Below are 24694 nucleotides of genomic sequence, written 5' to 3'. Positions count from 1 at the left end.
CAAAGCCCGGCCGCCAGCGCAGTCTTGCGAAAACGCAAGGATAACGGGCAACGAAGGGGGGCCTCATGGCAAGAGCCGCGACATCCGCAGTCGATCCGGTCGACGAGATCCTGCCGCCGCTGCGCATGACGACCCTGGGCTTGCAGCATGTGCTGGTCATGTATGCTGGAGCGGTGGCGGTGCCGCTGATCGTCGGCCGCGCGCTGAAGCTCTCGCCCGAGGACGTGGCCTTCCTGATCTCGGCCGACCTGTTCTGCTGCGGCGTGGCCACGATCATCCAGTCGCTGGGCGTGACGCGCTGGTTCGGCATCCAGCTGCCGGTGATGATGGGCGTGACCTTCGCCTCGGTCGGGCCGATGGTGGCCATGGCCAATGCCTATCCGGGCCCCGAGGGCGCGCGGATGATCTTTGGCGCCATCATCGGCGCGGGGATCGTCGCCATGCTGATCGCGCCCTTCGTCGGGCGGATGCTGAAGTTCTTTCCGCCGCTCGTGACCGGCACCATCATCCTGGTGATCGGCGTCACGCTGATGCGGGTGGGGATCAACTGGATCTTCGGCAACCCGGTCGGGCCGACCGCGCCCAAGGTGGTGGACCCGGTCGCGGCGGGCTGGCTGAACCAGCTGCGCGACCTGGCCGGGACCGGCGCCGTGCCCGCGCTGCCCGAGGGCTTTGCCCCCGCGCCCAGCGTGCAGAACCCGCTTTACGCCCGGCCGGTCAACATCGCCATTTCCGGCGTGGTGCTGGTGGCGATCCTGCTGATCGCCCGCTTCGGCCGCGGCTTCGTCGCCAATATCGCGGTGCTGCTGGGCATGCTGATCGGCGCGGGGCTGACCATCGTGCTGGGCCAGATGACCTTCGACAAGGTGGCCGAGGCGCATTGGTTCGGCATCGTCGCGCCCTTCCATTTCGGCATGCCGATCTTCGACCCGGTGCTGATCGTGACCATGGTGCTGGTGATGATCGTGGTGATGATCGAATCGACCGGCATGTTCCTGGCGCTGGGTGAGATGACCGGGCGCGAGATCACCCCGCAGCGGCTGACCGCCGGTCTGCGCACCGATGGCCTGGGCACGCTGATCGGCGGCATCTTCAACACCTTCCCCTATACCTCTTTCAGCCAGAACGTCGGCCTTGTCGGCGTCACCGGCATAAAGAGCCGCTTCATCTGCGTCGCCGGCGGGCTGATCCTGATCCTGTTCGGGCTGGTGCCCAAGATGGGCGCGGCGGTGGAATCGCTGCCGACCCCGGTGCTGGGCGGCGCCGGCCTCGTCATGTTCGGCATGGTCGCCGCGACCGGCATCCGCATCCTCTCGACGGTGGATTTCGCCGGCAACCGCAACAACCTGTTCGTGGTGGCGGTGGCGCTCGGCTTCGGGATGATCCCGCTGATCGCCCCCGATTTCAAGCAATGGATGCCGCATGCCATCCACCCGCTGGTCGAATCGGGCATCCTGCTGGCGACCATCGCGGCGGTGGCGCTGAACGCCTTCTTCAACGGCGCCGGCGGCAGCGTCGAGGAGGCCAAGCGCGCCGCCGGCATGGCCGATCACTGATCGGCGGCGGCCTCGCCCGGCGGCGGCGTCTCCAGCGGGCGGATGCGCAGCCGGGTGATGCGGTTTTCCCGCCGCGCCAGCACCTCGAAGCGGTAGCCGTGAAAGGAAAACACCTGGCCCGCCGCCGGGATCGACTGGGCCATGTGGATCACCAGCCCGGCGACGGTATTGGCCTCATCGTCGGGCAGGGACCAGTCCAGCGCCCGGTTCAGGTCGCGGATGGTCATCGCGCCATCGACCAGGTAGTCGCCCTGCGGTCCGGGCAGCAGCGTTTGCGCGGCGTCCATGTCATGTTCGTCGGTGATCTCACCGACGATTTCCTCCAGGATGTCCTCGAGCGTGATCAGCCCGCGCAGGCTGCCGTATTCGTCCACCACCAGCGCGAAATGCGTGTGGCGTTTGAGAAATTCGCGCATCTGCTCGTCCAGCGGCGTGGTCTCGGGCACGAAATAGGGCGGCATGGCGGTGTCCAGCACGTCAAAGCTGCGCAAGGCGTCCGGCCCCTGATCCTGAAGCGCCCGGCGCACGCCGCGCAGCAGGTCCTTGGCATGGATCACGCCGACGACATTCTCGCGCTCGCCCCGATAGACGGGCAGGCGGGTATGCGGGCTTTTCAGCACCAGGTCCAGCACCTGATCGGCGGGAAGGCCGGCGTCGATCATCTCGATGCGCGAGCGGTGCAGCATCACCTCTTCGACGGCGCGTTCGCCCAGGTCCAGCGCGCCCAGCAGGCGGTCGCGTTCCTCTTTTTCGACCGAGCCGCTGGATTGCGCGATGGCCAGGGCGCCGGCGATTTCCTCCTGGACGGAAAAGACATGGCTTGCCCGGTCGGGTCGAAAGCCCAGCAGCGCCAGGATGCCGCGCACGATCAGCCGGACCACCGCGACGATCGGGGCCATGATCCGGGTGAAGACGCCGATCGGGCGGGCGACGCGGCTGGACAGCTCCTCGGGGGCAAGGATGGCATAGGTCTTGGGCAGCACCTCGGAAAAGATCAACACCAGCGCGGTCATCACCAGCGTCGCAACCGCCACGCCGCCGGCGCCCAGGATGCGGGTGAACAGCGCCGTGGCCAGGCTGGCCGACAGGATGTTGACCACGTTGTTGCCCAGCAGCAGCGAGCCGAGCAACCTTTCGCTGTCGCGGGTCACGTCAAGCGCCCGCGCGGCGCCTGCATCCCCCTTGTCGGCCCTGGACCGCAGCTTGGCCTGGCTAGAGGCGGTCAGCGCCGTTTCCGAGCCCGAGAAGAACGCCGAAAGCGCCAATAGCAGCAGGATGGCGGCGCAAGTCAGCCAGACCACCGGATCGGCAAGGATCGAATCGGGGACCGGCAGGGCGGCGGCGGCCGCATCCGCGGCTTGGGCTGGGACGGTCATGGCTTCTTTCCGCTGGCGTCGGCATGGGCCAGCGGATGGTGGTTCAGCACCAGGTCGCGCATCCGCGTGTCCAGGACATGGGTATAGATCTCGGTCGTGCCCAGGTCGGCATGGCCCAGCAGCGTCTGGATCGCGCGCAGGTCGGCGCCGCCCTCCAGCAGATGCGTGGCGAAGGCGTGGCGGATCACATGCGGCGAGACGCGGGCCGGGTCGATGCCGGCCGCCAGCGCCAGCTGGCCCAGCAGGGTGTTCATCGCCTGGCGCGTCATGTGCCCCTCGCGGCTGGCGGCGGGAAACAGCCAGCGCGCGCCCTTGCCCGCGACCAGCCGGCCCAGCGGGCTTTCGGCGGGGGCATTGTCGCGCCGCTTCAGCCAGGCGGCCAGCGCCCGGCGGGCAGGGTCGCTCAGCGGCACCATGCGCTCCTTGCCGCCCTTGCCGCGGATCAGCAGCAGCGCCGGATCGCCGCGGCAGGCGCCCACCGGCAGCGAGACCAGCTCGCTCACCCGCATGCCGGTGGCATAGATCAGCTCGACCAGCGCCAGGTTGCGGGCGCGCTCGGCCTCGTTGCGGCCGATGCGGGGCAGGGCGTCCAGCATGGCTTGCACCTCGGCCCGGTCCAGCACCTTGGGCAGGCGCTGCATCCGGCCCGGCCCGCTGATGCGGCAGGCCGGGTCGTCCTCGCGCCAGCCTTCGTCCAGCGCGAAGCGCATGAGTTGGCGGATCGCCGACAGCCGCCGCGCCCGCGTCGCCCGCGACAGGCCCTGGGCGTCGCAATGGGACAGGTAATCCTCGATCCCCTCGCGCGGGACGGCCAGCAGGGTCTCGTCGCGCGCCGCCAGCCAGTCGGCGAAATCCCGCAGGTCGCGGCCATAGGCCAGCAGCGTGTTGCGCGCCGCCCCCGCCTCGGCCGCCTGCGCGTCGAGAAAGGCCGAGATCCGGCCCCGGTCGTTCAGGCCGCCGCCGCTCACGGTGCGCCGGCGCCCGGCGGGGGCGCCATCACCGGGGCCAGGATCAGCTCGATCGCCGCCTGGCGCGCGATTTCCTGCTGGCCCAGCACGCGCAGGACGCGCAGGCCCTGCGCCGCCCGCGGCAGGTCGCCGTCGAGCCCGGCATCGACATCGGCGATGGCGGCCAGCAGCGCCTCGCCCCGCCGATTGGCCAGGATCAGCTGCGCGGCGCTGTCCGGCAGGTTCTGCTCCGACGGGCCAAGGAAGGCGGGGAAAAGCGCGGCCGCCCGCGGCTCGCCCTCGCCCTGCGGCGGGGCGGATTGCGGCTCGCCCTCGGCAAAGCGCAAAAGCCACAGCTCGAAAGGCGCGGCATCGGCGGGCGGGGCCTGCACCACCTGCGGCTGCGCGGCCTGCAGCGCCAGCCACAGCGCGATGCGGCCGGCGCGGCCATCCAGCCCCAGCGCGCCGACCTCGGCCCCGACCATGTCGGCCAGCGCCGGGCCAAGCCCCGCCGCGACCATGGCGTCGAAGGCGCGGGGCAGGGCGTGGCCGACGCCCGCCACGTCGCGCATCAGCAGCGCATCGGCCAGCGCCTGCACCGCGCCCGCGCGGTCCCAGACCCCGCCCGAGGCGGCGGGCTTCTGCTCCAGATAGATCATGCGCAGCTGCGAGGCCGGGATCGCCCCCGCCCGCGCCAGCCGCTCGGCCGCGTCCAGCCGCGCCTTCCAGCCCTCGTTCTGGTCCAGGTCCGCCAGGGCGAAGGCCAGGGGCAGGCTGGACGAGGGCAGGGGCTGGCCGATGGCCTCGTGCAGGCGCAGCTCCAGCGGCGTGACCACGGCGGGCGGCACCAGCTCCTCGGCGCTGTCGGAATAGCCGTCGTCCAGGTAATGCGCCAGGAGCGTCGCCATCTGCGGGTCGATCCGCCCCATGGCCTGCGCGCCGTGAAACACCAGCGCCGCCGCCGCCCAGTCGCCGCCGAAGGCCAGGCAGAAGATGCGCGCCGGAAAGCTGGGGGCGACGCCGGGGGTGCGGTCCATGGTCTCGCAGGCCTGGGCCTCGTCGCCGGACAGAAGCGCGATGTCGAACAGCCGCCGGAACCGCTGCGGGTCGCCGGGGCCGGCGGCCTTCAGCAGCTCCTTGGCGGCGCCGGTGGCACCCATGTCCAGCAGCTTGTCGACGCGGGCCAGGAACAGCGTGCCTTCCTGCCCGGCCTCGGTCCGGGCCGGGCGCAGTTGCGCGGCCAGCAGCCGCCGCTCCAGCCGCCGCAGCGCCGGCAGGCGCGGGTTCGGGCTGCGGATCAGCCGCACCAGCACCGCCGCCTCGCTGTCGCCCCAAAGATCGGCCGGAAGCCCCGCCGCCCGCGGCGAGACGGTGCCCTTGCCGTCGGGATTGCCCTCGCCCAGCCGGGTCACGCCGACCGGCTCGACCGCGCCGGTGGGCGCAAGCTCGCGCCGGGCGCGCTGCCTCAGCTCGGGCGGGCGCGCGTCGCCGGGCCGCCAGGACGAGATGTTGTCGGGCTCGCGCACGCTGCCCGACAGCCAGTCGCTGGCCGAAAGCGGCGGCTTGGCCCCGGCGGGCAGGGCAAGCGCCAGCCCGGCCACCAGGGCGCAGGCCAGGCCAAGGCCGTCAGTCGAGGTCATTCTGCCCCGCCCCCGCATCCTCGGCCGCCGGGGCGGACTGGGCGGCATCGCCGTCGTCGGGGGCCGTGGCCGTCGAAGGGGCCGGCGTTTGGGTCGTGGTCGAGGTCGATGCCGGGGTCGATGCCGGGGCGGCGGCCCTTTGCGCGCCCAGGTCCAGTTCGACCGGCATCCGCATCTCGCGCGGGTCGGAACTCATGTCGCCGAAATAGGCATAGCCGGCCAGGCCCGCCAGAATCAGGATGACCAGAACCACCACCACCTTCAAAAGCCGCATGAATTGCCCCTTCCGCCTCGATATGCTTGCCGGTCTGTCGCCGGTTCTTGCGAAATATATATGGCATTTCCCGAAAGATCACGCCATCAGTCTGTCCGGTTGCAAGAGGCGGGATCCGGGTGGTGATGCGGCGTAACATCGTGCTGATCGGAATGATGGGGGCGGGCAAGACCGCGATCGGGGGCGAACTTGCGCGCCGGTTGCGCAGGCCGTTCTCGGATACCGATGCCGAGATCGAGCGCGCGGCCGCCATGACCATCCCGGAAATCTTTGCCCGCGACGGCGAGGACTTCTTTCGCGCCCGCGAATCAGAGGTGCTGGGCCGGGTGCTGGCCTCGGGGCCGGGCGTGGTCTCGACCGGCGGCGGCGCCTGGCTGCGCCCCGAGAACCGCGCCCGCATCGGCGAAGAGGGGGTCTCGGTCTGGCTCGACTGCGACCTGGAGACGCTCTGGCACCGGGTCCGGCACCGGCCGACGCGGCCGCTGCTGCAGACCCCCGACCCGCGCGGCACGCTGGAGCGGCTGCTGGCCGAGCGCAGCCCGGTCTATGCGCAGGCCGACATCCGCGTCCCCGCGCAGCGCGGCGACAGCATCGAACAGACGGCGGACCGCGTGCTGGACGCGATCCGCGCGCATGATCCGGCGATCCTGGAGGGCAAATGAGCATCGAAACCGTCCATGTCGACCTGGGCGCGCGTTCCTATGACGTGCGCATCGGCCAGGGCCTGCTGGCCCGCGCGGGCGAAGAGATCGTCGCGCTGGCCGGCCGCCGCCGCGTCGCCGTCCTGACCGACGAGACGGTGGCGGCGCTGCACCTGCCGGCGCTGCGCGAGGCGCTGGCCCGGCAGGGGATCGAGGCTCCGGCGCTGGCCCTGCCCGCCGGCGAGGCGACGAAATGCTGGGCCGAGCTGGGCCGCGCCGTGGAATGGCTGCTGGCCCAGCGGATCGAGCGCAACGACCTGGTGATCGCCCTTGGCGGCGGGGTGATCGGCGACCTGGCGGGCTTTGCCGCCGCGATCCTGCGCCGCGGCGTGCGCTTCGTGCAGATCCCGACGACGCTGCTGGCGCAGGTGGACAGTTCGGTCGGCGGCAAGACCGGGATCAACAGCCCGCAGGGCAAGAACCTGATCGGCGCCTTCCACCAGCCGGCGCTGGTGCTGGCCGACATCGACGTGCTGACCACCCTGACGCCGCGCGATTTCCGCGCCGGCTATGGCGAGGTGGCGAAATACGGGCTGCTGGGCGACGAGGGCTTCTTCGAATGGCTGGAAGCCAATGCCGGCGGGCTGGCGGCCGACCCGGCGCGGCGGCTGCGCGCCGTGCGCCATTCGGTGGCGATGAAGGCCGGCATCGTGCAGCGCGACGAGACCGAGCAGGGCGAGCGCGCGCTGCTGAACCTGGGCCATACCTTCGGCCATGCGCTGGAATCGGCCACCGGCTATTCCGACCGGCTGCTGCATGGCGAGGGGGTGGCGATCGGCTGCGCGCTGGCCTTCGAGCTTTCGGCCAAGCTGGGCCTGTGCAGCCAGGAGGCGCCGTCGCGGGTGGCGGCGCATTTCGCCGCCATGGGCATGCCGGCGCGCATCGCCGACATTCCGGGCGAGCTGCCCGACGACGAGGCGCTGATCGGGCTGATGGCGCAGGACAAGAAGGTGCAGGACGGCAAGCTGCGCTTCGTCCTGGCGCGCGGCATCGGCCAGGCCTTCGTCACCGATGCGGTCGACCCCGCCCTGCTGCGGCAGGTGCTGGCGCAATCGCGCTAGGGCTGCGGATCGCCGGTCTCGGATTCGGTCTCGGTCTCGGCGGGGGGCTCGGTGCTGCGGATGCGGGGCGGCACCACCTCGTCATGGCCCAGCTTGCGGTCGCGGTCGCGGCGCAGCGCCGCCCGGCCCAGCATCAACAGCGTGATCGGCGTCGTGACCATGATGAAGATGCCGATCATCAGCTCATGCACCACCACGCGCCCCTCGGCCAGCGAGAACATCAGCATCGAGGCCAGGATGATCAGCAGCGTGCCATAGCTGTAGCCCAGCGTCGGCGCGTGCAGCCGCTGGTAGAAGCTTTTCAGCCGCACCAGGCCGACCCCGCCCAGCAGCGTCAGCGAGGCGCCGACCACCACGAACAGCGCGATGATGACGGCGGCCCAGGGCGGCAGTTGCTCCAGATGCATCATTCGATCACCTCGCCCCGCATCAGGAACTTGGCGGCGCAGACCGTGGTGACAAAGCCCAGCACGGCGATGACCAGCGCGCCCTCGAAGAAGAAGACATTGCCGTTGCCCATGCCGATGACCAGAAACAGCAGCATGGCGATGCTGTACATCGTGTCGAGCGCCAGAACGCGGTCCTGCGCCCGCGGCCCGCGCAGCATCCGCCAGCAGGCCAGCCCCAGGGCCAGGATCAGGGCGATCTGGGCATAGCCCAGGGCGAATCGCAGGATCTCGGCCGTCATTCGAATATCTCCATGAGCAGCGCCTCGTAGCGGTCGCGGATCAGGCTTTGCCAGTCGTCGTCGCTGCGCAGGTCGAGGACATGCAGCAGCAGCCGGCCTTCCTCCTGGTCGAATTCGATCCAGGCGGTGCCGGGGGTGCCGGTCAGGATGATCGCCAGCACCGCCAGCGCATTGGGATCGCGCAAGCGCAGCGTCAGCTCGACGAAGCCCGAATGGTATTTCGGATGGTCGGGGCCCAGGATCAGCACCCGCGCCACGGCGATGTTGGAGCGCAGGATGTCCAGCGCCACCACCGCCATCAGCTTGGGGATCGCCAGCCAGCGCCGGAAGACCGGCTTGGGCGGATGCAAGTGCTCGACCGACCAGCCCGCCCCCAGCGCGATCAGCGTGCCGAGCAGCAGGTGGCCGGGGGTGAAGGCGGTCAGGAACAGCCACATCAGCACCAGCACGGCCGAAAGCACGGGATGGGGGACGAAGCGGCTCATTGCGCGCCCTCCTCTGGCCCGTTTTCGGGCTCGGCTTCGGCCTCAGGCTCGGGCAGCGGATCGGGGCTCAGGCTCTGCACCGGCGCGGCGCGCACGTCCTGCGCCTCGGCCAGCACCGCGCTGCGATAGACGCGCGGCTCCAGCAGCGCGTCGGCCGTGGCGCTGGTATAGCCCAGAAGCGCGTCCGAGCGCACGGTCTGCAGGCCGATCATGCCCAGCAGCATGACCACCGGCACCACCTCCAGCGCCAGGATGCGCGGGGTCGGGCCTTCCTCGGCCCAGAAGCGGCGGATGCCGAAGCGCATCAGCGCGATCAGCGCCCCCAGCCCCGACAGGATCAGCATGGCGGCATAGGCCCACAGGATGACCGGCAGGTGGCCCGAGGCGGGCAGGTTGTCCTGCACCGCGCCGCGCAGGATGGCGAACTTGCCGATGAAGCCGGGCATCGGCGGCAGGCCGGCGATCATCGCCGCGACCAGGCCGAAGCAGATCGCCATGGTCAGCCAGCTGACGGTGCGCTGGCTGGCGGGGGCGGTGGTGTCCTCGACCGTGCCCAGCCCCATCGGCGCCCAGCGTTCCGACAGCGGGTCGAAGCCGTCGTCCTCGGCCGGGGCGTCGTCGTCGCCCTCGTCGTTGCGGCTGACCGGCTCGGCGATCAGGAAGAAGGCCGAGATGGCCGCGGTCGAGCCCACCATGTAGTAAAGCGCGCCGCCCAGCATGGAGCTGCCGCCCCCCGCCTGGGCAAAGCCGATCGCGGCCAGCACCGTCCCCGACGAGATGATCGCCAGATAGCCGCCCTTGCGCACCAGTTCCGGCGTGCCGAGGATGCCGATCATGCCGAATGCCATCGTCACCACCCCGCCGATCATCAGCACCGAGGCGCCGAAGCCCGCCGAGGGCCCGGCATCCGGTCCCAGCACCAGAAGCGACAGCCGCAGGATGACATAGATGCCGACCTTGGTCATGATCGCCATGATCGCGGCGGCGGGCGGCGAGGCGGCGCCATAGGTCGGCGGCAGCCAGAAGCACAGGGGCCAGGCCGCCGCCTTGATCAGGAAGGCCAGCCCCAGGAAGGTCGCCGCGGCGTGGAACAGCAGCCGCTCGGCATCGTCGAGCCAATAGAGCGCGCGGCCGATGTCGGCCATGTTCAGCGTGCCGGTGGTGCCATAGACCAGCGCCACCCCGATCAGGAAGAACAGCGAGGCCGCCAGGTTCACCGCCAGGTAATGCAGCCCGGCCTTGATCCGCTCGGGCCCCGAGCCGTGCAGCATCAGCCCGTATGAGGCCGCGAGCATCACCTCGAAGAACACGAACAGGTTGAACAGGTCGCCGGTCAGGAACGAGCCGTTCACCCCCGCCAGCAGGAACTGGAACATGCTGTGGTAATGCTGGCCCTTGCCGTGCCAGCCGGCGGCGGCATAGATCAGCGAGGGCGCGGCCAGAAGCGCCGTCAGCATCACCATCATCGCCGAAAGCCGGTCCAGCACCAGCACGATGCCGATCGGCACCGGCCAGTCGCCCAGCCGGTAAAGCCCGACCACGGTGCCGCCCTGTTCGGTCGCGGATTTGACGTCGGCCATCAACTCGACCGAGGCCAGGAAGGTCAGCCCCACCGCCACCAGCCCCATGATCAGCTTGGTCTGCCGGTTGCGGTCGCTGTAAAACAGCATGAGCGCGCCGGCCACCAGCGGGATCAGGATCGGCGCGATCATCAAATGGTCGGGCATGGCCGCATCGTTCATCATGGATGACGCTCCCTGCCGTCCACGTGGTCGGTGCCGGTGGCCCCGCGCGAGGCGATCATCAGCACCAGGAACAGCGCCGTGGTGGCGAAGCTGATGACGATGGCGGTCAGCACCAGCGCCTGCGGCACCGGGTCGGCATAGGCGGTCGGATCGACGAAGCCGCCCTTGGGCATGATCGGCGCGGCGCCGACGTAAAGCCGGCCCATGGCAAAGATGAACAGGTTGACGCCATAGGCCAGCAGGCAAAGGCCGATGATGACCTGGTAGGACCGCGGCCGCAGCAGCAGCCAGACGCCGGAGCCGACCAGGATGCCGATGGCCAGGGCAAGGATCAGTTCCATCAGCGCGTCTCCTCGTCGGTTTCGGGCGCGCGGGCGCGCGGGGCGACGCGCAGCGACTGGTGGGCAATGGCGATCAGCATCAGCACGATGGCGCCCAGCACGGTCGAGAACACGCCGAAATCGAACAGCATCGCGGTCGAGAAGGGCACCTTGCCGATGACCGGGAACTCGAGATATTGCGCATGCGCGCTGAGGAAGGGATAGCCGAAGATCCACGATCCCGCCCCGACCGCCGCCGAGGTGGTCAGCCCCGCCGCCATCCAGCGCATCGGCAGCACGGTGATCCGCGCCTCGACCCAGCGCACATTGGCGGCGACATATTGCAAGAGCAGGCCCACGGCCAGGGTGACGCCGGCGGCGAAGCCCCCGCCCGGCAGGTCGTGGCCGCGGAAGAACAGATAGGCCGCCAGCGCGATGATCGGCGCGAACATCCATTGCATCAGCACCGAAGGCACGAAGAGATAGGCCTCCAGCGCCTGCTCCTCGGCATCGAGCTGCGGGCGCGGGCGCTCGACGCTTTCGGGCGCGGGGCGGAAGCGGCGCAGCAGCGCATAGACGGTCAGCCCGACGACGGCGAGGACGGTGATCTCGCCGAAGGTGTCGAAGGCGCGGAAATCCACCAGGATGACGTTGACGACATTGGTGCCGCCGCCCTCGACATAGGCGTTGCGCAGGAACCAGTCGCCCAGCGAGGTGCCGGGCGGGGTCAGCAGCACCGCCAGCGCCAGCGCGGTCATGCCCGTGCCGCAGGCCAGTGCGATCAGCAGGTCGCGCGCCCGGCGCGAACGGGCGGTCAGGTTGTTGTCGCCGGGGATCTCCTGGTCGCGCTTGGGCAGCCAGCGCAGGCCCAGGAGCAGAAGCGCGGTGGTGGCGATCTCGACCAGCAGCTGGGTCACGGCCAGGTCGGGCGCCGACAGCCAGACGAAGGTGGCGCAAGTCACCAGCCCCGCCCCGCCCATCAGCACCAGCGCCGCGAAACGGTGATACTTGGCCTGCCAGGCGGCGCCGACGGCGCAGGTGCCGCCGACCAGCCACAGCAGGGCAAAGACCAGCTCGCTTGCGCCCAGTTCCGGCATGGGCACGTTCCAGTCCAGCCGGCGCAGCACGAACCAGGCCCCGGCCAGCGACAAAAGCACCATGGCGCGCAATTGCGACTGAAGCCCGTTCGCCGACAGCACCCGCAGCGCAAAGCGAGGCAGCCGGATGGTAAAGACCTGCAGCAGCCAGTCGAAGCCGCGGGCAAAGTCCAGCCGCCGCATCAGCCGCGTGCCGTCCTCGCCCGAATCGATCAGCCGGCGCGGCAGCAGGTAGATCAGCGCGCCCAGCGACATGGCGATCAGGCTCATGATCAGGGGCGGGTTGACGCCGTGCCAGATCTTGAGGCTGAAATGCGGCAGTTCCGGGCCGACCACGGCCATGCTGGCGGTCTGCAGCCAGGTGCCCAGCACCTGCTGCGGGAACATGCCGACCGCCAGGCAGATCGCCACCAGGATCGCCACCGGCAGGCGCATCAGCAAGGGCGGCTCATGCGGTTCCTGCGGCAGGTCGGTGGCGGGCGGGCCGAAGAACACGGTGACGATGAAGCGCAGCGAATAGGCGGCGCTGAACGCCCCGGCCAGCACCGCGACATAGGGCGCGAAATTGTCCAGCGAGCCGCCGTTGTTCCAGACATAGGTCGCCTCGAAGAACATCTCCTTGGACAGGAACCCGTTCAGCAGCGGCACCCCCGCCATCGCCCCCGAGGCGATGATCGCCAGCATCGCCGTCACCGGCATGACCCGCGCCAGGCCCGACAGGCGGCGCATGTCGCGGGTGCCGGTCTCGTGGTCGATGATGCCGGCGGCCATGAACAGCGAGGCCTTGAAGACGGCGTGGTTGACGATGTGGAACACGGCGGCGATCAGCGCAAAGGGGCTGCCGATCCCGGCCAGCGCCGTGATCAGCCCCAGGTGGCTGATGGTGGAATAGGCCAAGAGCCCCTTCAGGTCGTGGCGGAACAGCGCCACCACCGCCCCCAGCAGCAGCGTGGTCATGCCGATGCCGGTCACGATCTGGAACCAGGCATCCGTGCCCCCCAGCGCCGGGTGGAAGCGCAGCAGCACGAAGACCCCGGCCTTCACCATGGTCGCCGAATGCAGATAGGCCGAGACCGGCGTCGGCGCCGCCATGGCATTGGGCAGCCAGAAATGGAACGGGAATTGCGCCGATTTGGTAAAGGCGCCCAGCACGAACAGGATCAGCACCACCGGATAAAGCCGGTGGCTGGTGATCTGCGGCCCGGCCTTGAGCACGGCGTCCAGCTCGTAGCTGCCGGCGATCTGGCCCAGGATGATCATCGCCACCATCAGGCACAGCCCGCCCGAGGCGGTCACGATCAGCGACATCCGCGCGCCGTCGCGTGCGTCCTGCCTCTGGAACCAATAGCCGATCAGCAGGAACGACACGATGCTGGTCAGTTCCCAGAACACCACCAGCATGATGATGTTGCCCGACAGCAGCAGCCCCGACATGGCGCCGCAAAAGGCCAGCAGGCTGGAATAGAGCCGCGGCACCGGGTCGTCGGGCGACATGTAGTAGCGCGCATAAAGGATGACGAGGAAGCCGATTCCCGCCACCAGCACCATGAACAGCCAGGAAAACCCGTCGATGCGGAAGGTCAGGTCAAGCCCGATGGAGCTGACCCAGCGGAAGGTGCCGGTGATGCTTTGCCCCTCGGTCAGGGCGGGGTAGAGCACGCCCAGGATCACCAGCGCGACGATCATCGTCAGCCCGGCGAGCCAGGCTTCGGCGTTGCGCGCCCGGATGGGAAGTGTGGCCGCCAGGGCGGCCGACACGAATGGCGTCAGAACAAGCAAGAGCAACAGGTTCTGTTCGACCATCGTGTTCCTTTTCCGGTTCGGGCTGTGCGCAGATAATAGACGCGCAGCCGCGGAAAACACAACCGACCCGGTCGATAAAAACGACGCAAAAATCCAAGATCAGAAATATTTTATCGCTTGCCCGGAAATGGGGCGGCGGCCGGGCCTCAGCCGCCGCGGATCCGGGTCGCGTCGCGCATCTGCCCGCCGGTCAGCAGCACCTCGGCCGGCATGGGATGGCTGATGAAATGCAGCGGGCTGGCAGTCGGCCCATAGGCGCCGCAGGCATGGATGGCGATCAGGTCGCCTTCCTCCAGCCTGGGCAGGGCGACGCCGCCGCCCAGCTTGTCGATCGAGGTGCAGAGCGGGCCGGATATGTCCTGCCTTTCCTCGGGGCGGGTGCAGCCCTCGTCGCCGCCGACGCGGTGCATGACGTAATTGCGCCGCAGCACCATGCCGAAATTGCCCGAGGCCGCCAGGTTGGCGTTCAGCCCGCCGTCGCAGATGGCGATTCGGCTGCCGCGCGACTGCTTGACCGAGACGACGCGGGTCACGAACCAGCCCGCCGGCCCGACCAGGTAGCGGCCCAGCTCCAGCACCAGCCGCGTCGCGGGAAAGCGCGCGGCGAAGGCGTCGAGTTCGGGGCCGATCTCGGCGGCGATGGCGGCAAGGTCCAGCGCACCGTCGCCGGGGTGATAGGGGATGCCGAGCCCGGCGCCGAAGATCAGCTTTTCCGGGCGCAGGTCCAACGCGGCGCAGGTCTCGGAAAAGACCTGCATGAAGATGCGCCAGTTCTCGCAGATCGCCTCGGGCTTGAGGCATTGCGTGCCGGAATAGATGTGCAGCCCGATGACGCGCAGGTTCGGCAGGGCGGCGATCTGCGGCAGGATCTCGGCCGCGTCCTCGACATCGACGCCGAAGGGGCTGGGCCGGCCGGCCATCTGGTCGCCGAAACCCTTGGGCACGCGCGAGGGCGCCAGGCGGACCAGCACCGGCTGGACGAGGCCCAGCTCGGCCGCGACGGCATCGGCCAGCCGCGCCTCGCGCAGGCTTTCCAGCACCAGCTCGCCCAGGCCCGCCTGGGTGGCGGCGCGCAGCTCCGCCTCGCGCTTGGCCGGGCCGGTGAAGCTGATCCGGCCCGCATCCCAGCCCGCCTCGCGCGCCAGCGCCAGCTCGCCCCCCGAGGAGATGTCGAGGCAGTCCAGCCGGTCCCGCATCCAGCCCAGCAGCGCGGGGTTCGGATTGCTCTTGACCGCGAAGCTGACGGCGAACCAGCGCCCCAGATGCGCGCGCAGATGCGCCAGCCGTTCCTCGACCAGGTCGGTGGCATAGACATAGCAGGGCGTGCCGAAGCGCGCCGCGGCCTCGGACAGGTGGCGGTCGAGGTCAGTCAAGGGTCTGCACATAGGCCAGGATGGCGTCCACCGTGTCGAAATTCTCCAGCGTCACGTCGCCCGGCTGCACCCGCACCCCAGCATGCTGCTCGACGAAGGAGATCAGCCCGACCATCGCCACCGAATCCAGCATCCCGGTCGAGAAAAGCTCGGTATCGCCGTCCAGCGGCGTGTCGATGTTCAGTTCGGCGCGGATATAGCGGAACAGTTCGTCCTTGCTCAGGCTCATGGATTCAATGCCTTTCTGGTCAGTTCTGCGATGCGGCCCTGGCGGCCGAGATGATGGCGGGGCGGTCCAGCTTGCCGCTGGCGGTCCGCGGCATGGCGCCTTGCCAGGAATGATAGCGCTGGGGACGCATGTAATGGGGCATGGCGCGGGCGCAATGCGCGGCCAGCGCGACCTCGTCGCCCTGCGGCAGATAGGTCACGACCGCGTGAACCGCCTGGCCCAGGTCGGCATCCTCGACCCCGAAGGCCACCACGTCGGTGACAAGCCCGCTTTGCGAGATCGCATCCTCGACCTCGGTCGGCGACAGGCGGAAGCCCAGGGTCTTGATCATCTCGTCCATGCGGCTGACGAACCACAGGTCGCCGTCCTCGTCCACGCGCACCAGGTCGCCCGACCAGACCACCGGCTCGTCGCCCAGCAGGTGCGCAAGCTCGGGGCAGGGGCGGATCTTCTGCGCCGTCACCTCGGGCTTTTCCCAATAGCCCATGCTGACCAGCGGCCCGGCATGGACCAGCTCGCCCTGTTCGCCGGGGCCGGCGATGCCCTCGCCATGCTTGATGGCAAAGACCTGCGCATTCGGGATCTGCCGGCCGATCGAGCCCATCTTGGCCGCGAATTTCGCCGGCGGCAGATAGGTCGAGCGGAACGCCTCGGTCAGCCCATACATCAGGTAGATGTCGACGCCCGGAAACACCTGCGGCAGCAGTTCCAGGATGTTCGGGGGGATCTTGCCGCCGGTGTTGGTGATGCGCCGCAGCGCCGGCAGTTCGGTCGGCCGGTCCACCAGCAGCCGCACGATCTGGTTCCACAAGGGCGGCACCCCGGCGATCCCCGTCACCGATTCGGCCTTGGCCATGCGGATGATCTCGGCCGGCATGGTCAGCGGCTGGTGGACCACCGTCCCGCCGGTCAGCAGCATGGTGGTCAGCTGGTTCAGCCCGGCGTCGAAACTGTAGGGCAGCACCGAAAGCAGCCGGTCGCTTTCGTCCAGCCCCAGGTAGTCCGCGACCGAGATGGCGCCCACGCGGATGTTGCGATGGCTGAGCATCACCCCCTTGGGCGCGCCGGTCGAGCCCGAGGTGTAGATGATCATCGCCAACCCGCGCGGGTCGGATTCGTCGGGCGCGGAAGCCCGGTCGGCGCCAAGCGCCCCCCAGGGGTCCGCGCCCTGGACAAGGCCCTCGGCCTTGCCCTGAACAAGATAGGCCGTGCCCTCGGGCAAGGCATGTTCGCCCACCAGCGCCTCCAGCGCGTTGCGGGGCAGGATCGCCGCGCGCGCCCGGCTGTCGCGGGCGACATAGGCCAGCTGCGCGGGCGTCCAGCGGATGTTCACGTTGATGACCACGGCGCCCATCTTCCAGGCGCCGAACATGGCCGCGACCTCGTCGATGCCCTTGCGCAGATGCACGATCACCCGGTCGCCGGGGCGGATGCCGCGCCCGACCAGCCAGTCGGCCACGCGCCCCGCCTCGGCCGCGAGTTCGGCGTAGCTGACCGAGCGGCCCTGGTCCACCGCGGCGATCTTGTCGGCGCGGGCGGGCAGGTTGTCGGCCAGAAGGCGCCACATGCTGCGGTCGAAATCGTCACTCATGCTCGGGGGCCTTCTTCTTGGCGGCAAAGATCGGCAGGCTGGGATAGATCTTGGCGGGCGAGCCGATGACCACCGAATCCGGCGGCACGTTGGTCGTCACCGCGGTATTGGCGCCGATCCGCACCCGGTCGCCGATGGTGATCGGCCCCAGCACGCAGGAATTCACCCCGATGAACACATCATCGCCGATCACCGGCGCGCCGGGGCCCATGTTGGTGCCGATGGTGACGTTGTGCATCACCCCGCAGCGGTCGCCGATCACCACGTCGGGATGGATCGACAGCGAGCCCTCGGCATGGATGATGTGGAAGTCGCGCCCCAGCCGCACCTGCGGCGGGATCCAGACCTTGGTCACGTTCAGGATCAGGATCCGCATCAGCGCATAGGGCTTGCCGGCCAGCCAGCGCAGCAGCGGGTTCTTCAGCCCGATGGCCCAGCGGCCATAGCGATAGACGGCTAGCGAGACGAAGGCGGGCTCGGTCAGCGAACGGCCGTGTCTTTTGTAGTCATCCCGGAGAGTTTCGAACATCACCATGCACTTGCTTAATCACTTCGGCGGGAAATAAAGCTCGCCCGCCCCCATATTCCGATGTCTCGCGGCAAACTCAACCTGACTGTTAGGACGGGTTTCAGGCGGTTTGCGCCGCGATCAGGTCGAGCGTGCGCCGGATCTGGTCCCATTCCACCCGGTAGCCGCGGGCGGTGCCCGACCCCACCACCATGGCGTAATGCTGCTGCCAGCAATCCGTCAGCAGCTTGAGCGAGGTCGTCACCCGGTCCGCCGGCTGCAGGGTCAGCACCGTGCCGCCCGGCGCCATGGCGATGACGCCATGGGCAAGCTGGCTGCCCTCGACCCCCGCCACGATCCGCGCCGCGCCGGCAGCCTGGGCCAGTTCGTCGGCGTTGTGGCGGTCGATGTAGAGCGTGCGAAAGCCGTATTCGACCTCGAGCCGCTCGGCGATCTCGGCCTCGTTCTCCAGGATGCGGGCATCGCCGCTGGCGCCGCGGAAGATGAAGACGCCGGGCAGGGGCTCCAGCGCCCGCCCCTGAAGGACCAGCGCGCGGTTGCGCTGCGCGCGGCCGCGGCGGTGGCTGTTGCTTTGCAGGTCGTCGAACAGGACCAACTCGTCGAAATGCACGTCGCCGATGCGCCGGGGCGCCATGCCCAGCAATTCCTCGTAGCGCGCGATATGGCCGCCGCGCAGCGGGGCGGAGGTCACCGGCGCCCCCGCCTCTTCGGCCAGGCGATAGGCAAGGCAGTCGTTCAGCAGCCAGTTGCCGAACCAGCGGTTGCCGATCCAGCTTTCGTAAAGCGCCCCCGTCAGGTTTTCGCGCGGCCGGGCATAGCCCAGGCCCGAGCGCTTGTGCTGGCGCAGGTGGCGTTCGGCCCCGCGCGCATGCAGCACGCCATCGACGAAATCCACGTCGCGGAAGCGATAGCCCAGGGTGGGCGGAATCTGCTCGGCCGGATTGCCCTGCATCTGTTCAAGGATGTTGGGCAGGGAACCGAACTCGGTGCGCGAGATATGCTCGACCTGGTCGGGCAGCCAGATGCCCGGCATGACCTCGCCCACCTCGGCCGGGCAGATCTCCCATCGCTCGACGGCGGTGGCAAAGAAATCCGCGGGGCCCAGGCCGGCAAGGCGGCGCAGGCGGTTATGGGTCGGTCTGAGGGAATGCATGGCGGCTCGGCTGGCAGGGTCGGGAGGAGTGTGCGGTCGCGCGGCGGCGGGCGCAAGAGACAGAATGCGCCGTTCAGTTCGGACCCGGCCCTTTCAGCGCCGCGACCAGCGCCTGCGCGATCATCGCGTGATCCTCGGCCGAGGGGTGCCACAGGCAGGCGTTGCGCCGCGGATCGCCCAGGACGACCAGGCGATTGGCCAGGCCCCGGCCGTCCAGCAGAGCCGAGGCGGTCCGATGCGCCTCGACCAGTTCGGGCCCGTATTCGCCGAAGGCCAGCAGCACCAGGGTCGCGCCGGGGTTTTCCTGCGCGCGGGCGGCGGCGAAATCGGCCAGCGCCGGGCCGAACTCGTGGCGCAGCTGGCCCTTGTCGCTCCAGCGTTCGCCGGGGGCGAGTTCCGAGCCGAACACGTTCGAGCCCAGCCCGATGACGACGATGTCCGCCTTGCGCTCCGGCAGGGCCGGCGCATCCGGCTGTCCCGGCAGGGCCAGGGGATAAAGCCGGTCCATGGTGCGGTCGGGCTCGGCGCCGCCGTAGTTGCGCAAAAGCCCGATGCCCGAGCGCGCGACGATGCGGTAATCCGCACCCAGCGCCGCCGCGACCTGCGGGCCGAAGCTGCGGCTGGTGTCGGTCGCGGCATAGATCTCCTCAGCCTCGCAATCGCGGCGGCTGGCGGTATTGGCAAAGCCGACGGTGTCGGAATCGCCGATGAACTCGATCAGCCGCGGCGCCGGATCGGGCGGCGGCAGCGCCTGGGCCGAATCGTCCAGGAAGAAGCCGCCGAAAAGCGCCGGGCCGCTCGATTCGCTGATCTTCTCGGCGCGGATCTGATGCGGGCCGGGCGCAAGGCCGCGGATATGCAGATCCTGCCGGCCGGGGCGCGAGACCTCGACCGCCTTGCCGTCCAGCGTCACGCGCCAGCGATTGAGCGCATCGTCGAATCGCAGCACGATCCCGGTGCCCTGAAACCGCGCCGAGGCGTGAAAGCCCGGCCATTCATGGCGATAGCCCAGGCCCGAGGGATCAGCGGCCGCGCGCCCCGTCGCCTGGGCGGGCAGGGCGGTCCATCCGGGCCGCGGTGGGCCGAGTTCCGCCTGGAATCCCGCGTCCCCGGCCAGGCTCAGCGCCGGCACCGGCGTCGCCGGGCGCGGCGGTTCGGGCCAGGCCAGGAAAGCGGCCCCCGCGCCCAGGGCGACGACCAGGACCGCCGCGCCGATCCGCCTTGTCCAGACTGCACCCATGACCGCCCACCCGAAACCCCGGCGCCGATCCTGACCAAGCCGGGCCGGCAAGTCCAGCGGCCAGCCGCTCAGCCGCGGAATCGGGCCAGGATTCGGATCGCGTCCCGCATGTCATGGGGGTGGTTGCCGATGAAAAAGCCGTTGCGGTCGATCTCGTCCGCATGGGTCATCGGCCCGTGCAGGCTGTGGTCCATCAGCCGCAGCACGGGATTGCCGGTGAAATTGCCGCTGACGATGGGCCGGGTCTCGAATCCCAGCGCGCCGAGCCCTGCCAGGACCTCGCGCCGGCCGAGCCTGCATTCGGGGCGCAGCACCAGCGCAAAGCCGAACCAGCTGCTTTCGCCGATCTCGCGCTGGATGCGGAACAGCGGGTGATCGGCCATCGCCTCGACCCAGCGCGCGCCGTTCTCGCGCCGCGCCGCGACCAGCCGCGGCAGCTTTTCCAGCTGCGCCCGGCCCAGGGCGCCCGACATCTCCAGCGGGCGCAGGTTGTAGCCGGGCAGGACGAAGCGAAAGCTTTCCTCGAAGGGATCCTCGCCCTTCTCGCCGGTCACGCGGTTCCATCTGGGCAGGTCGCGCGTCCAGCCATGCGCCCGCAGCGCCAGCAGGATGTGGTAAAGCTCTTCGTCGTTGGTGACGACCAGCCCGCCCTCCATGGTCGAGATGTGGTGCGAGAAGAAAGTCGAGAACGTCCCCATCACCCCGAAGGTGCCGGCCTGGCGCCCGGCGAAGGTCGCGCCCATGGATTCGCAATTATCCTCGATCAGCAGGATGCGGCGGGTGCCGATCAGCGAACGGATCGCGTCGAAATCGTTGGGATTGCCCAGCAGGTTCACCGCCATGACGGCGCGGGTCCGGTCGTCGATGGCCGCGGCCAGCGCGGCAAGGTCGTAGTTCAGCGTCTCGCGGTCGATGTCCACGAATTTCAGGTGCAGCCCGTATTGGTGCAGCGGAAAGAAGCTGGTGGACCAGGACACCGCCGGCACGATCACCTGGTCGCCCTGCATCAGCCGCGATGCCGGGTCTTGCCGGTAGCGCAGCGCGGCCACCATGGCGAGATTGGCCGATGAGCCCGAATTGACCATCACCGCATGGCGGCTGCCGGCGAAGCGGGCGAACTCGGCCTCGAAGGCCGCGACCTCGGGGCCCATGGTAAAGCGGTCCGAGGCGATCACCCGCTGCAGGGCGTCCCGCTCGGCTTCGTCCCAGCTGGAGCTTGCCAGGGGAAAGCGGTTCATGGCTGCTGCTCCAGATACCAGGCATAGGTGGCGGCGACGCCCTCGGCCAGGCCGATCCGCGGCGCCCAGCCCCAGGCCGCCTGCCGCGCCACGGACAGAAGCTTGCGCCGCATGCCCACGGGCTTGCCCAGGTCGTGGACAAAGCGGCCCTGCCAGCCCACCACCCCGGCCACGAGGCGGTAATAATCCTCGATCGCGTGATCCACCCCCGGCCCGACGTTCATCACCGCCGGCACGGCCGAGGGATCGGCCAGCGCGCGCAGGATCGCATCCGCCAGGTCGCTCGCATGCATGAACTCGCGCCGGGCCTGGCCGTCGCCCCAGATCTCGACCCGGTCGCGGCCCTCGATCCTGGCGCGGTGGATCTTGTGGATGATCGCCGGCAGCAGATGCGACCGCCCTGGGTCGAACGTGTCGAAGGGGCCGTAGAGGTTGCAGGGGATCAGCGTGCGCCATTGCAAGGCGGGGTTCTCGCGGCAGGCATGGTCCACCAGCCGCATCGCCATGATCTTGGCCAGGGCATAGCCCTCGTTGCTGGGCTCGAGCGGGCCGGTCAGGATCTGTTCCTCGGCCAGGTCGCGGTGCAGGTCGCGCGGATAGACGCAGCTCGAACTCAGGTTCAGCAGCACCGGAACGCCGATCTCGCGGCAGGCGGTGATCAGGTTCAGCCCGATGCGGGCGTTCTCGGCCAGATACCGCAACGGCTCGGCCATGTTGGCCTGGATGCCGCCGACGACGCCCGCGGCATGGACCACGGCGTCGGGACGATGCCGCGCCAGCCAGTCCCGCAGCGCGACCGCGTCGCACAGGTCCAGCTCGGCGCGGGCAGGCGCCAGCACCTGCCAGGCGGCGATGCCGGGATGGGCGCGCAGGTTCGACCCCACCATGCCATGGCCGCCGGTGACGAAGAGCCGCGCCATCTATCCCACCTCTCCCGCGACGGCCGGACCCAGCCCATGCCGCCGGAGCAGCGCATGCTGCCGCGCCGCCCGCAGGTCGGCGGCGACCATCTCGGCGATCATCTCGCGCAGCCCGGTCCGGGGGCGCCAGCCCAGCCGGCGATGCGCCTTGCCGGCATCGCCCAGCAGGCTGGCCACCTCGGCCGGGCGGAAATACCGCGGATCGACCCGCATCACCACGTCGCCGGGACGCAAGGCCGGCGCCCGCTCGCCCGCGACCGAGGCGACCAGGGCGAATTCCTCGAGGCCCGAGCCGCGAAATTCCAGCGCGATGCCCAGCTCCGCGGCGGCCCAGGTCAGGAACTGGCGCACGGAATGCTGCTCGCCGGTGGCGATGACGTAATCGTCGGGTGCATCGCTTTGCAGCATCAGCCATTGCATGCGCACGTAGTCGCGGGCATGGCCCCAGTCGCGCAGCGCGTCCAGGTTGCCCAGATAAAGGCAGCCGCCGATCCCCTGGGCCAGGTTGGCCAGCCCGCGGGTGATCTTGCGGGTGACGAAGGTCTCGCCGCGGCGCGGGCTCTCGTGGTTGAACAGGATGCCGTTGCAGGCGAAAAGCCCATAGGCCTCGCGATAGTTCACCGTGATCCAATAGGCATAGAGCTTGGCCACGGCATAGGGGCTGCGCGGGTGAAAGGGCGTGCGTTCGGTCTGCGGCGTCTCGCGCACCAGCCCGTAAAGCTCGGAACTCGACGCCTGGTAGAACCGCGTCGCCCGCTCCAGCCCCAGGAAGCGGATCGCCTCCAGCAGCCGCAGCGTCCCCAGCGCATCGACATCGGCGGTATATTCCGGCGCCTCGAAGCTGACCGCGACATGGGATTGCGCGCCCAGGTTATAGACCTCGTCCGGCCGCACCTCGGCCATGATCCGGGTCAGGTTCGAGGCATCGCCCAGGTCGCCGTAATGCAGCAGGAAGCGCGGCGCGACCTCGTGCGGATCCTGGAAGATGTGATCGACGCGCCGGGTGTTGAAGCTCGAGGCGCGGCGCTTGATGCCATGCACCTCATAGCCCTTTTCCAGCAGGAACTCGGCCAGGTAGGATCCGTCCTGACCCGTGACCCCGGTAATCAGCGCCTTCTTCACCATGAACCGCCCACTCTTGAACCACGACAACAACAACCACGACAAGACCCGCGCCGCCCGGCCCCGCCGGCACCGCGCGCAGGGCAGGGGCGTTGCGTTCACCAGACACACATGCGGCCAAGCCGCCTGGGCAAAGGGCGCCGCCTGGGCGCCCCCCGCCATGTTTCTCCGTTGCCCAAATACCCAGGCAACCGTCCCGCCGGGCGCGGCCGCGCCTATTTCGCGGCCCTATTTCGCGGCGTCGAAGACCGGCTGGTAGATATCCTTCAGCCGCGCCACCGCCTCCTGCGGCGAGACCTCGATCGATTCGCCGCTGCGGCGCGAGGTCAGCTCGACCTTGTTCGCCGCCAGCCCGCGCGGCCCGACGGTGATGCGCCAGGGCAGGCCGATCAGGTCCATGGTGGCGAATTTCGCCCCCGCCCGCTCGTCGCGGTCGTCGTAGAGCGGGTCCAGCCCCTGCGCCTTCAGCTCGGCGTAAAGCGCCTCGCAGGCGCCGTCGGTCGAGGCGTCGCCCTGTTTGAGGTTGACGATCCCGGCATGGAAGGGCGTCACCCCCTCGGGCCAGACGATGCCCTTGTCGTCATGGCTGGCCTCGATGATCGCGCCCAGAAGGCGGCTGACGCCGATCCCGTGCGAGCCCATGTGAACCGGCACGCGTGCGCCGTCGGGGCCGACCACGGTGGCGCCCATCGGCTCGGAATACTTGGTGCCGAAATAGAAGATCTGCCCGACCTCGATGCCGCGGGCCTGGCGCCGCCGCGCCTCGGGGACCTGCTCGAACAGCGCCGCGTCATGGGTCTCGTCGGTGCGGGCATAGCGGCTGGTGAATTCCTCCAGCACGGCCTGGCATTGCGCGACATCGTCGTAGTCGATGGCGCGATCGCCGAATTTCAGGTCGGTGATCTCGCTGTCGTAGAACACTTCCGACTCGCCGGTCTCGGCCAGCACCAGGAACTCATGCGTATAGTCGCCGCCGATCGGCCCGCCGTCGGCGCGCATCGGGATCGCCTGCAGGCCCATGCGCTCGTAGCTGCGCAGATAGCTGACCAGGTGCCGGTTATAGGCATGCAGCGCGTCTTCCTTGGTCAGGTCGAAATTGTAGCCGTCCTTCATCAGGAACTCGCGCCCGCGCATGACGCCGAAGCGGGGGCGGATCTCGTCGCGGAACTTCCACTGGATGTGATACAGCGTCAGCGGCAGGTCCTTGTAGCTGTTCACATGGCTGCGGAAGATGTCGGTGATCATCTCCTCGTTCGTGGGCCCGTAAAGCAGGTCGCGCTTGTGGCGGTCGCGGATGCGCAGCATCTCTTCGCCGTAATCGTCGTAGCGGCCGCTTTCGCGCCACAGGTCGGCGGGCTGCAGCGTCGGCATCAGCATGGCGATATGGCCGGCGCGGGCCTGTTCCTCATGCACGATCTGCTCGATGCGGCGCAGCACCTTGAAGCCCAGCGGCAGCCAGGAATAGATGCCGGCCGCCTGCTGCTTGATCATGCCGGCGCGCAGCATCAGCCGGTGGCTGACGATCTGGGCCTCTTTGGGGTCTTCCTTCAGGACGGGCATGAAATAGCGCGACAGACGCATGGCGAAATCCTCATGATGGCCGGCA

Annotated in this window: 23 protein-coding genes; 3 read left to right on the top strand and 20 right to left on the bottom strand. The window is 69.3% G+C overall.

Annotated elements, in window-relative coordinates:
* The first annotated feature begins 65 nt into the window (after positions 1-65).
* Positions 66-1556 (top strand): nucleobase:cation symporter-2 family protein, encoded by a 1491-nt coding sequence (locus IT40_RS17775; protein WP_036757950.1) that lies wholly within the window; start codon positions 66-68, stop codon positions 1554-1556.
* On the opposite strand, the gene IT40_RS17770 is transcribed toward IT40_RS17775, so the two are convergent.
* The 4 genes from IT40_RS17770 to IT40_RS17755 are packed head-to-tail and all read right to left on the bottom strand — an operon-like array spanning position 1550 to position 5793.
* The gene (locus IT40_RS17770) at positions 1550-2932 is read right to left on the bottom strand and encodes an HlyC/CorC family transporter (RefSeq protein WP_052096113.1); all 1383 of its coding nucleotides are present in this window, start codon (positions 2930-2932) and stop codon (positions 1550-1552) included. The genes IT40_RS17775 and IT40_RS17770 overlap by 7 nt on opposite strands.
* On the bottom strand, positions 2929-3900 hold the full coding sequence (locus IT40_RS17765) for a tyrosine recombinase (RefSeq protein ID WP_052096112.1): 972 nt from the start codon (positions 3898-3900) through the stop codon (positions 2929-2931). Before IT40_RS17765 ends, IT40_RS17770 begins: the two co-directional genes overlap by 4 nt.
* A complete protein-coding gene (locus IT40_RS17760) occupies positions 3897-5519 on the bottom strand; it encodes a hypothetical protein (RefSeq protein ID WP_036757948.1) in 1623 nt (540 codons plus the stop codon). The genes IT40_RS17765 and IT40_RS17760 overlap by 4 nt, the downstream gene beginning before the upstream one ends.
* The gene (locus IT40_RS17755) at positions 5506-5793 is read right to left on the bottom strand and encodes a hypothetical protein (protein WP_036757946.1); all 288 of its coding nucleotides are present in this window, start codon (positions 5791-5793) and stop codon (positions 5506-5508) included. Before IT40_RS17755 ends, IT40_RS17760 begins: the two co-directional genes overlap by 14 nt.
* 125 nt (positions 5794-5918) lie before the next feature.
* On the opposite strand from IT40_RS17755, the gene IT40_RS17750 reads away from it, so the two are divergent.
* Positions 5919-6455, top strand: coding sequence for a shikimate kinase (locus IT40_RS17750; protein WP_036757944.1), 537 nt, complete (start codon positions 5919-5921; stop codon positions 6453-6455).
* Positions 6452-7555: a 3-dehydroquinate synthase gene (gene aroB / locus IT40_RS17745; RefSeq protein ID WP_036757942.1), complete on the top strand. Its 1104-nt coding sequence runs from the start codon at positions 6452-6454 to the stop codon at positions 7553-7555. The genes IT40_RS17750 and aroB overlap by 4 nt, the downstream gene beginning before the upstream one ends.
* On the opposite strand, the gene mnhG is transcribed toward aroB, so the two are convergent.
* The 16 genes from mnhG to proS all read right to left on the bottom strand — a co-directional run bounded on the left by mnhG (position 7552) and on the right by proS (position 24669).
* Positions 7552-7965, bottom strand: a complete 414-nt coding sequence (mnhG, locus tag IT40_RS17740; RefSeq protein WP_036757941.1) for a monovalent cation/H(+) antiporter subunit G — start codon at positions 7963-7965, stop codon at positions 7552-7554. The genes aroB and mnhG overlap by 4 nt on opposite strands.
* Positions 7962-8243, bottom strand: coding sequence for a K+/H+ antiporter subunit F (locus IT40_RS17735; protein ID WP_036757939.1), 282 nt, complete (start codon positions 8241-8243; stop codon positions 7962-7964). Before IT40_RS17735 ends, mnhG begins: the two co-directional genes overlap by 4 nt.
* The gene (locus IT40_RS17730; protein WP_036757937.1) at positions 8240-8728 is read right to left on the bottom strand and encodes a Na+/H+ antiporter subunit E; all 489 of its coding nucleotides are present in this window, start codon (positions 8726-8728) and stop codon (positions 8240-8242) included. The genes IT40_RS17735 and IT40_RS17730 overlap by 4 nt, the downstream gene beginning before the upstream one ends.
* Positions 8725-10470 carry a monovalent cation/H+ antiporter subunit D gene (locus IT40_RS17725; RefSeq protein WP_052096111.1) on the bottom strand — a complete coding sequence of 582 codons (1746 nt, stop codon included), beginning with the start codon at positions 10468-10470 and terminating at the stop codon, positions 8725-8727. The genes IT40_RS17730 and IT40_RS17725 overlap by 4 nt, the downstream gene beginning before the upstream one ends.
* Positions 10470-10814 carry a Na+/H+ antiporter subunit C gene (locus IT40_RS17720; protein ID WP_036757935.1) on the bottom strand — a complete coding sequence of 115 codons (345 nt, stop codon included), beginning with the start codon at positions 10812-10814 and terminating at the stop codon, positions 10470-10472. Before IT40_RS17720 ends, IT40_RS17725 begins: the two co-directional genes overlap by 1 nt.
* A complete protein-coding gene (locus tag IT40_RS17715) occupies positions 10814-13693 on the bottom strand; it encodes a monovalent cation/H+ antiporter subunit A (protein WP_036757933.1) in 2880 nt (959 codons plus the stop codon). The genes IT40_RS17720 and IT40_RS17715 overlap by 1 nt, the downstream gene beginning before the upstream one ends.
* A gap of 146 nt (positions 13694-13839) precedes the next feature.
* Entirely contained in the window at positions 13840-15066 is a 1227-nt protein-coding gene (locus IT40_RS17710) for a type III PLP-dependent enzyme (protein WP_243700202.1), read from the bottom strand.
* Entirely contained in the window at positions 15059-15295 is a 237-nt protein-coding gene (locus IT40_RS17705; protein ID WP_036757930.1) for an acyl carrier protein, read from the bottom strand. The genes IT40_RS17710 and IT40_RS17705 overlap by 8 nt, the downstream gene beginning before the upstream one ends.
* Positions 15296-15314: 19 nt before the next feature.
* Positions 15315-16886 carry an AMP-binding protein gene (locus IT40_RS17700; RefSeq protein WP_036757929.1) on the bottom strand — a complete coding sequence of 524 codons (1572 nt, stop codon included), beginning with the start codon at positions 16884-16886 and terminating at the stop codon, positions 15315-15317.
* A complete protein-coding gene (locus IT40_RS17695; RefSeq protein ID WP_240540440.1) occupies positions 16879-17415 on the bottom strand; it encodes a serine O-acetyltransferase in 537 nt (178 codons plus the stop codon). The genes IT40_RS17700 and IT40_RS17695 overlap by 8 nt, the downstream gene beginning before the upstream one ends.
* A gap of 100 nt (positions 17416-17515) precedes the next feature.
* Positions 17516-18568: a glycosyltransferase family 61 protein gene (locus IT40_RS17690; RefSeq protein WP_036757927.1), complete on the bottom strand. Its 1053-nt coding sequence runs from the start codon at positions 18566-18568 to the stop codon at positions 17516-17518.
* A gap of 73 nt (positions 18569-18641) precedes the next feature.
* On the bottom strand, positions 18642-19808 hold the full coding sequence (locus IT40_RS17685; RefSeq protein WP_036757926.1) for an SGNH/GDSL hydrolase family protein: 1167 nt from the start codon (positions 19806-19808) through the stop codon (positions 18642-18644).
* Positions 19809-19876: 68 nt separating this feature from the next.
* The gene (locus IT40_RS17680) at positions 19877-21046 is read right to left on the bottom strand and encodes a DegT/DnrJ/EryC1/StrS family aminotransferase (RefSeq protein ID WP_036757924.1); all 1170 of its coding nucleotides are present in this window, start codon (positions 21044-21046) and stop codon (positions 19877-19879) included.
* Positions 21043-21966, bottom strand: coding sequence for a GDP-L-fucose synthase family protein (locus IT40_RS17675; protein WP_036757922.1), 924 nt, complete (start codon positions 21964-21966; stop codon positions 21043-21045). The genes IT40_RS17680 and IT40_RS17675 overlap by 4 nt, the downstream gene beginning before the upstream one ends.
* Positions 21967-23091 carry a GDP-mannose 4,6-dehydratase gene (gmd, locus tag IT40_RS17670; protein WP_208021353.1) on the bottom strand — a complete coding sequence of 375 codons (1125 nt, stop codon included), beginning with the start codon at positions 23089-23091 and terminating at the stop codon, positions 21967-21969.
* A 225-nt stretch (positions 23092-23316) separates the two neighbouring features.
* Positions 23317-24669: a proline--tRNA ligase gene (proS, locus tag IT40_RS17665; protein ID WP_036757920.1), complete on the bottom strand. Its 1353-nt coding sequence runs from the start codon at positions 24667-24669 to the stop codon at positions 23317-23319.
* Positions 24670-24694 lie beyond the last annotated feature (25 nt).

Source organism: Paracoccus versutus, assembly GCF_000763885.1.
Classification (GTDB): domain Bacteria; phylum Pseudomonadota; class Alphaproteobacteria; order Rhodobacterales; family Rhodobacteraceae; genus Paracoccus; species Paracoccus versutus.
This window is presented reverse-complemented; position numbering and strand designations above follow the sequence as displayed.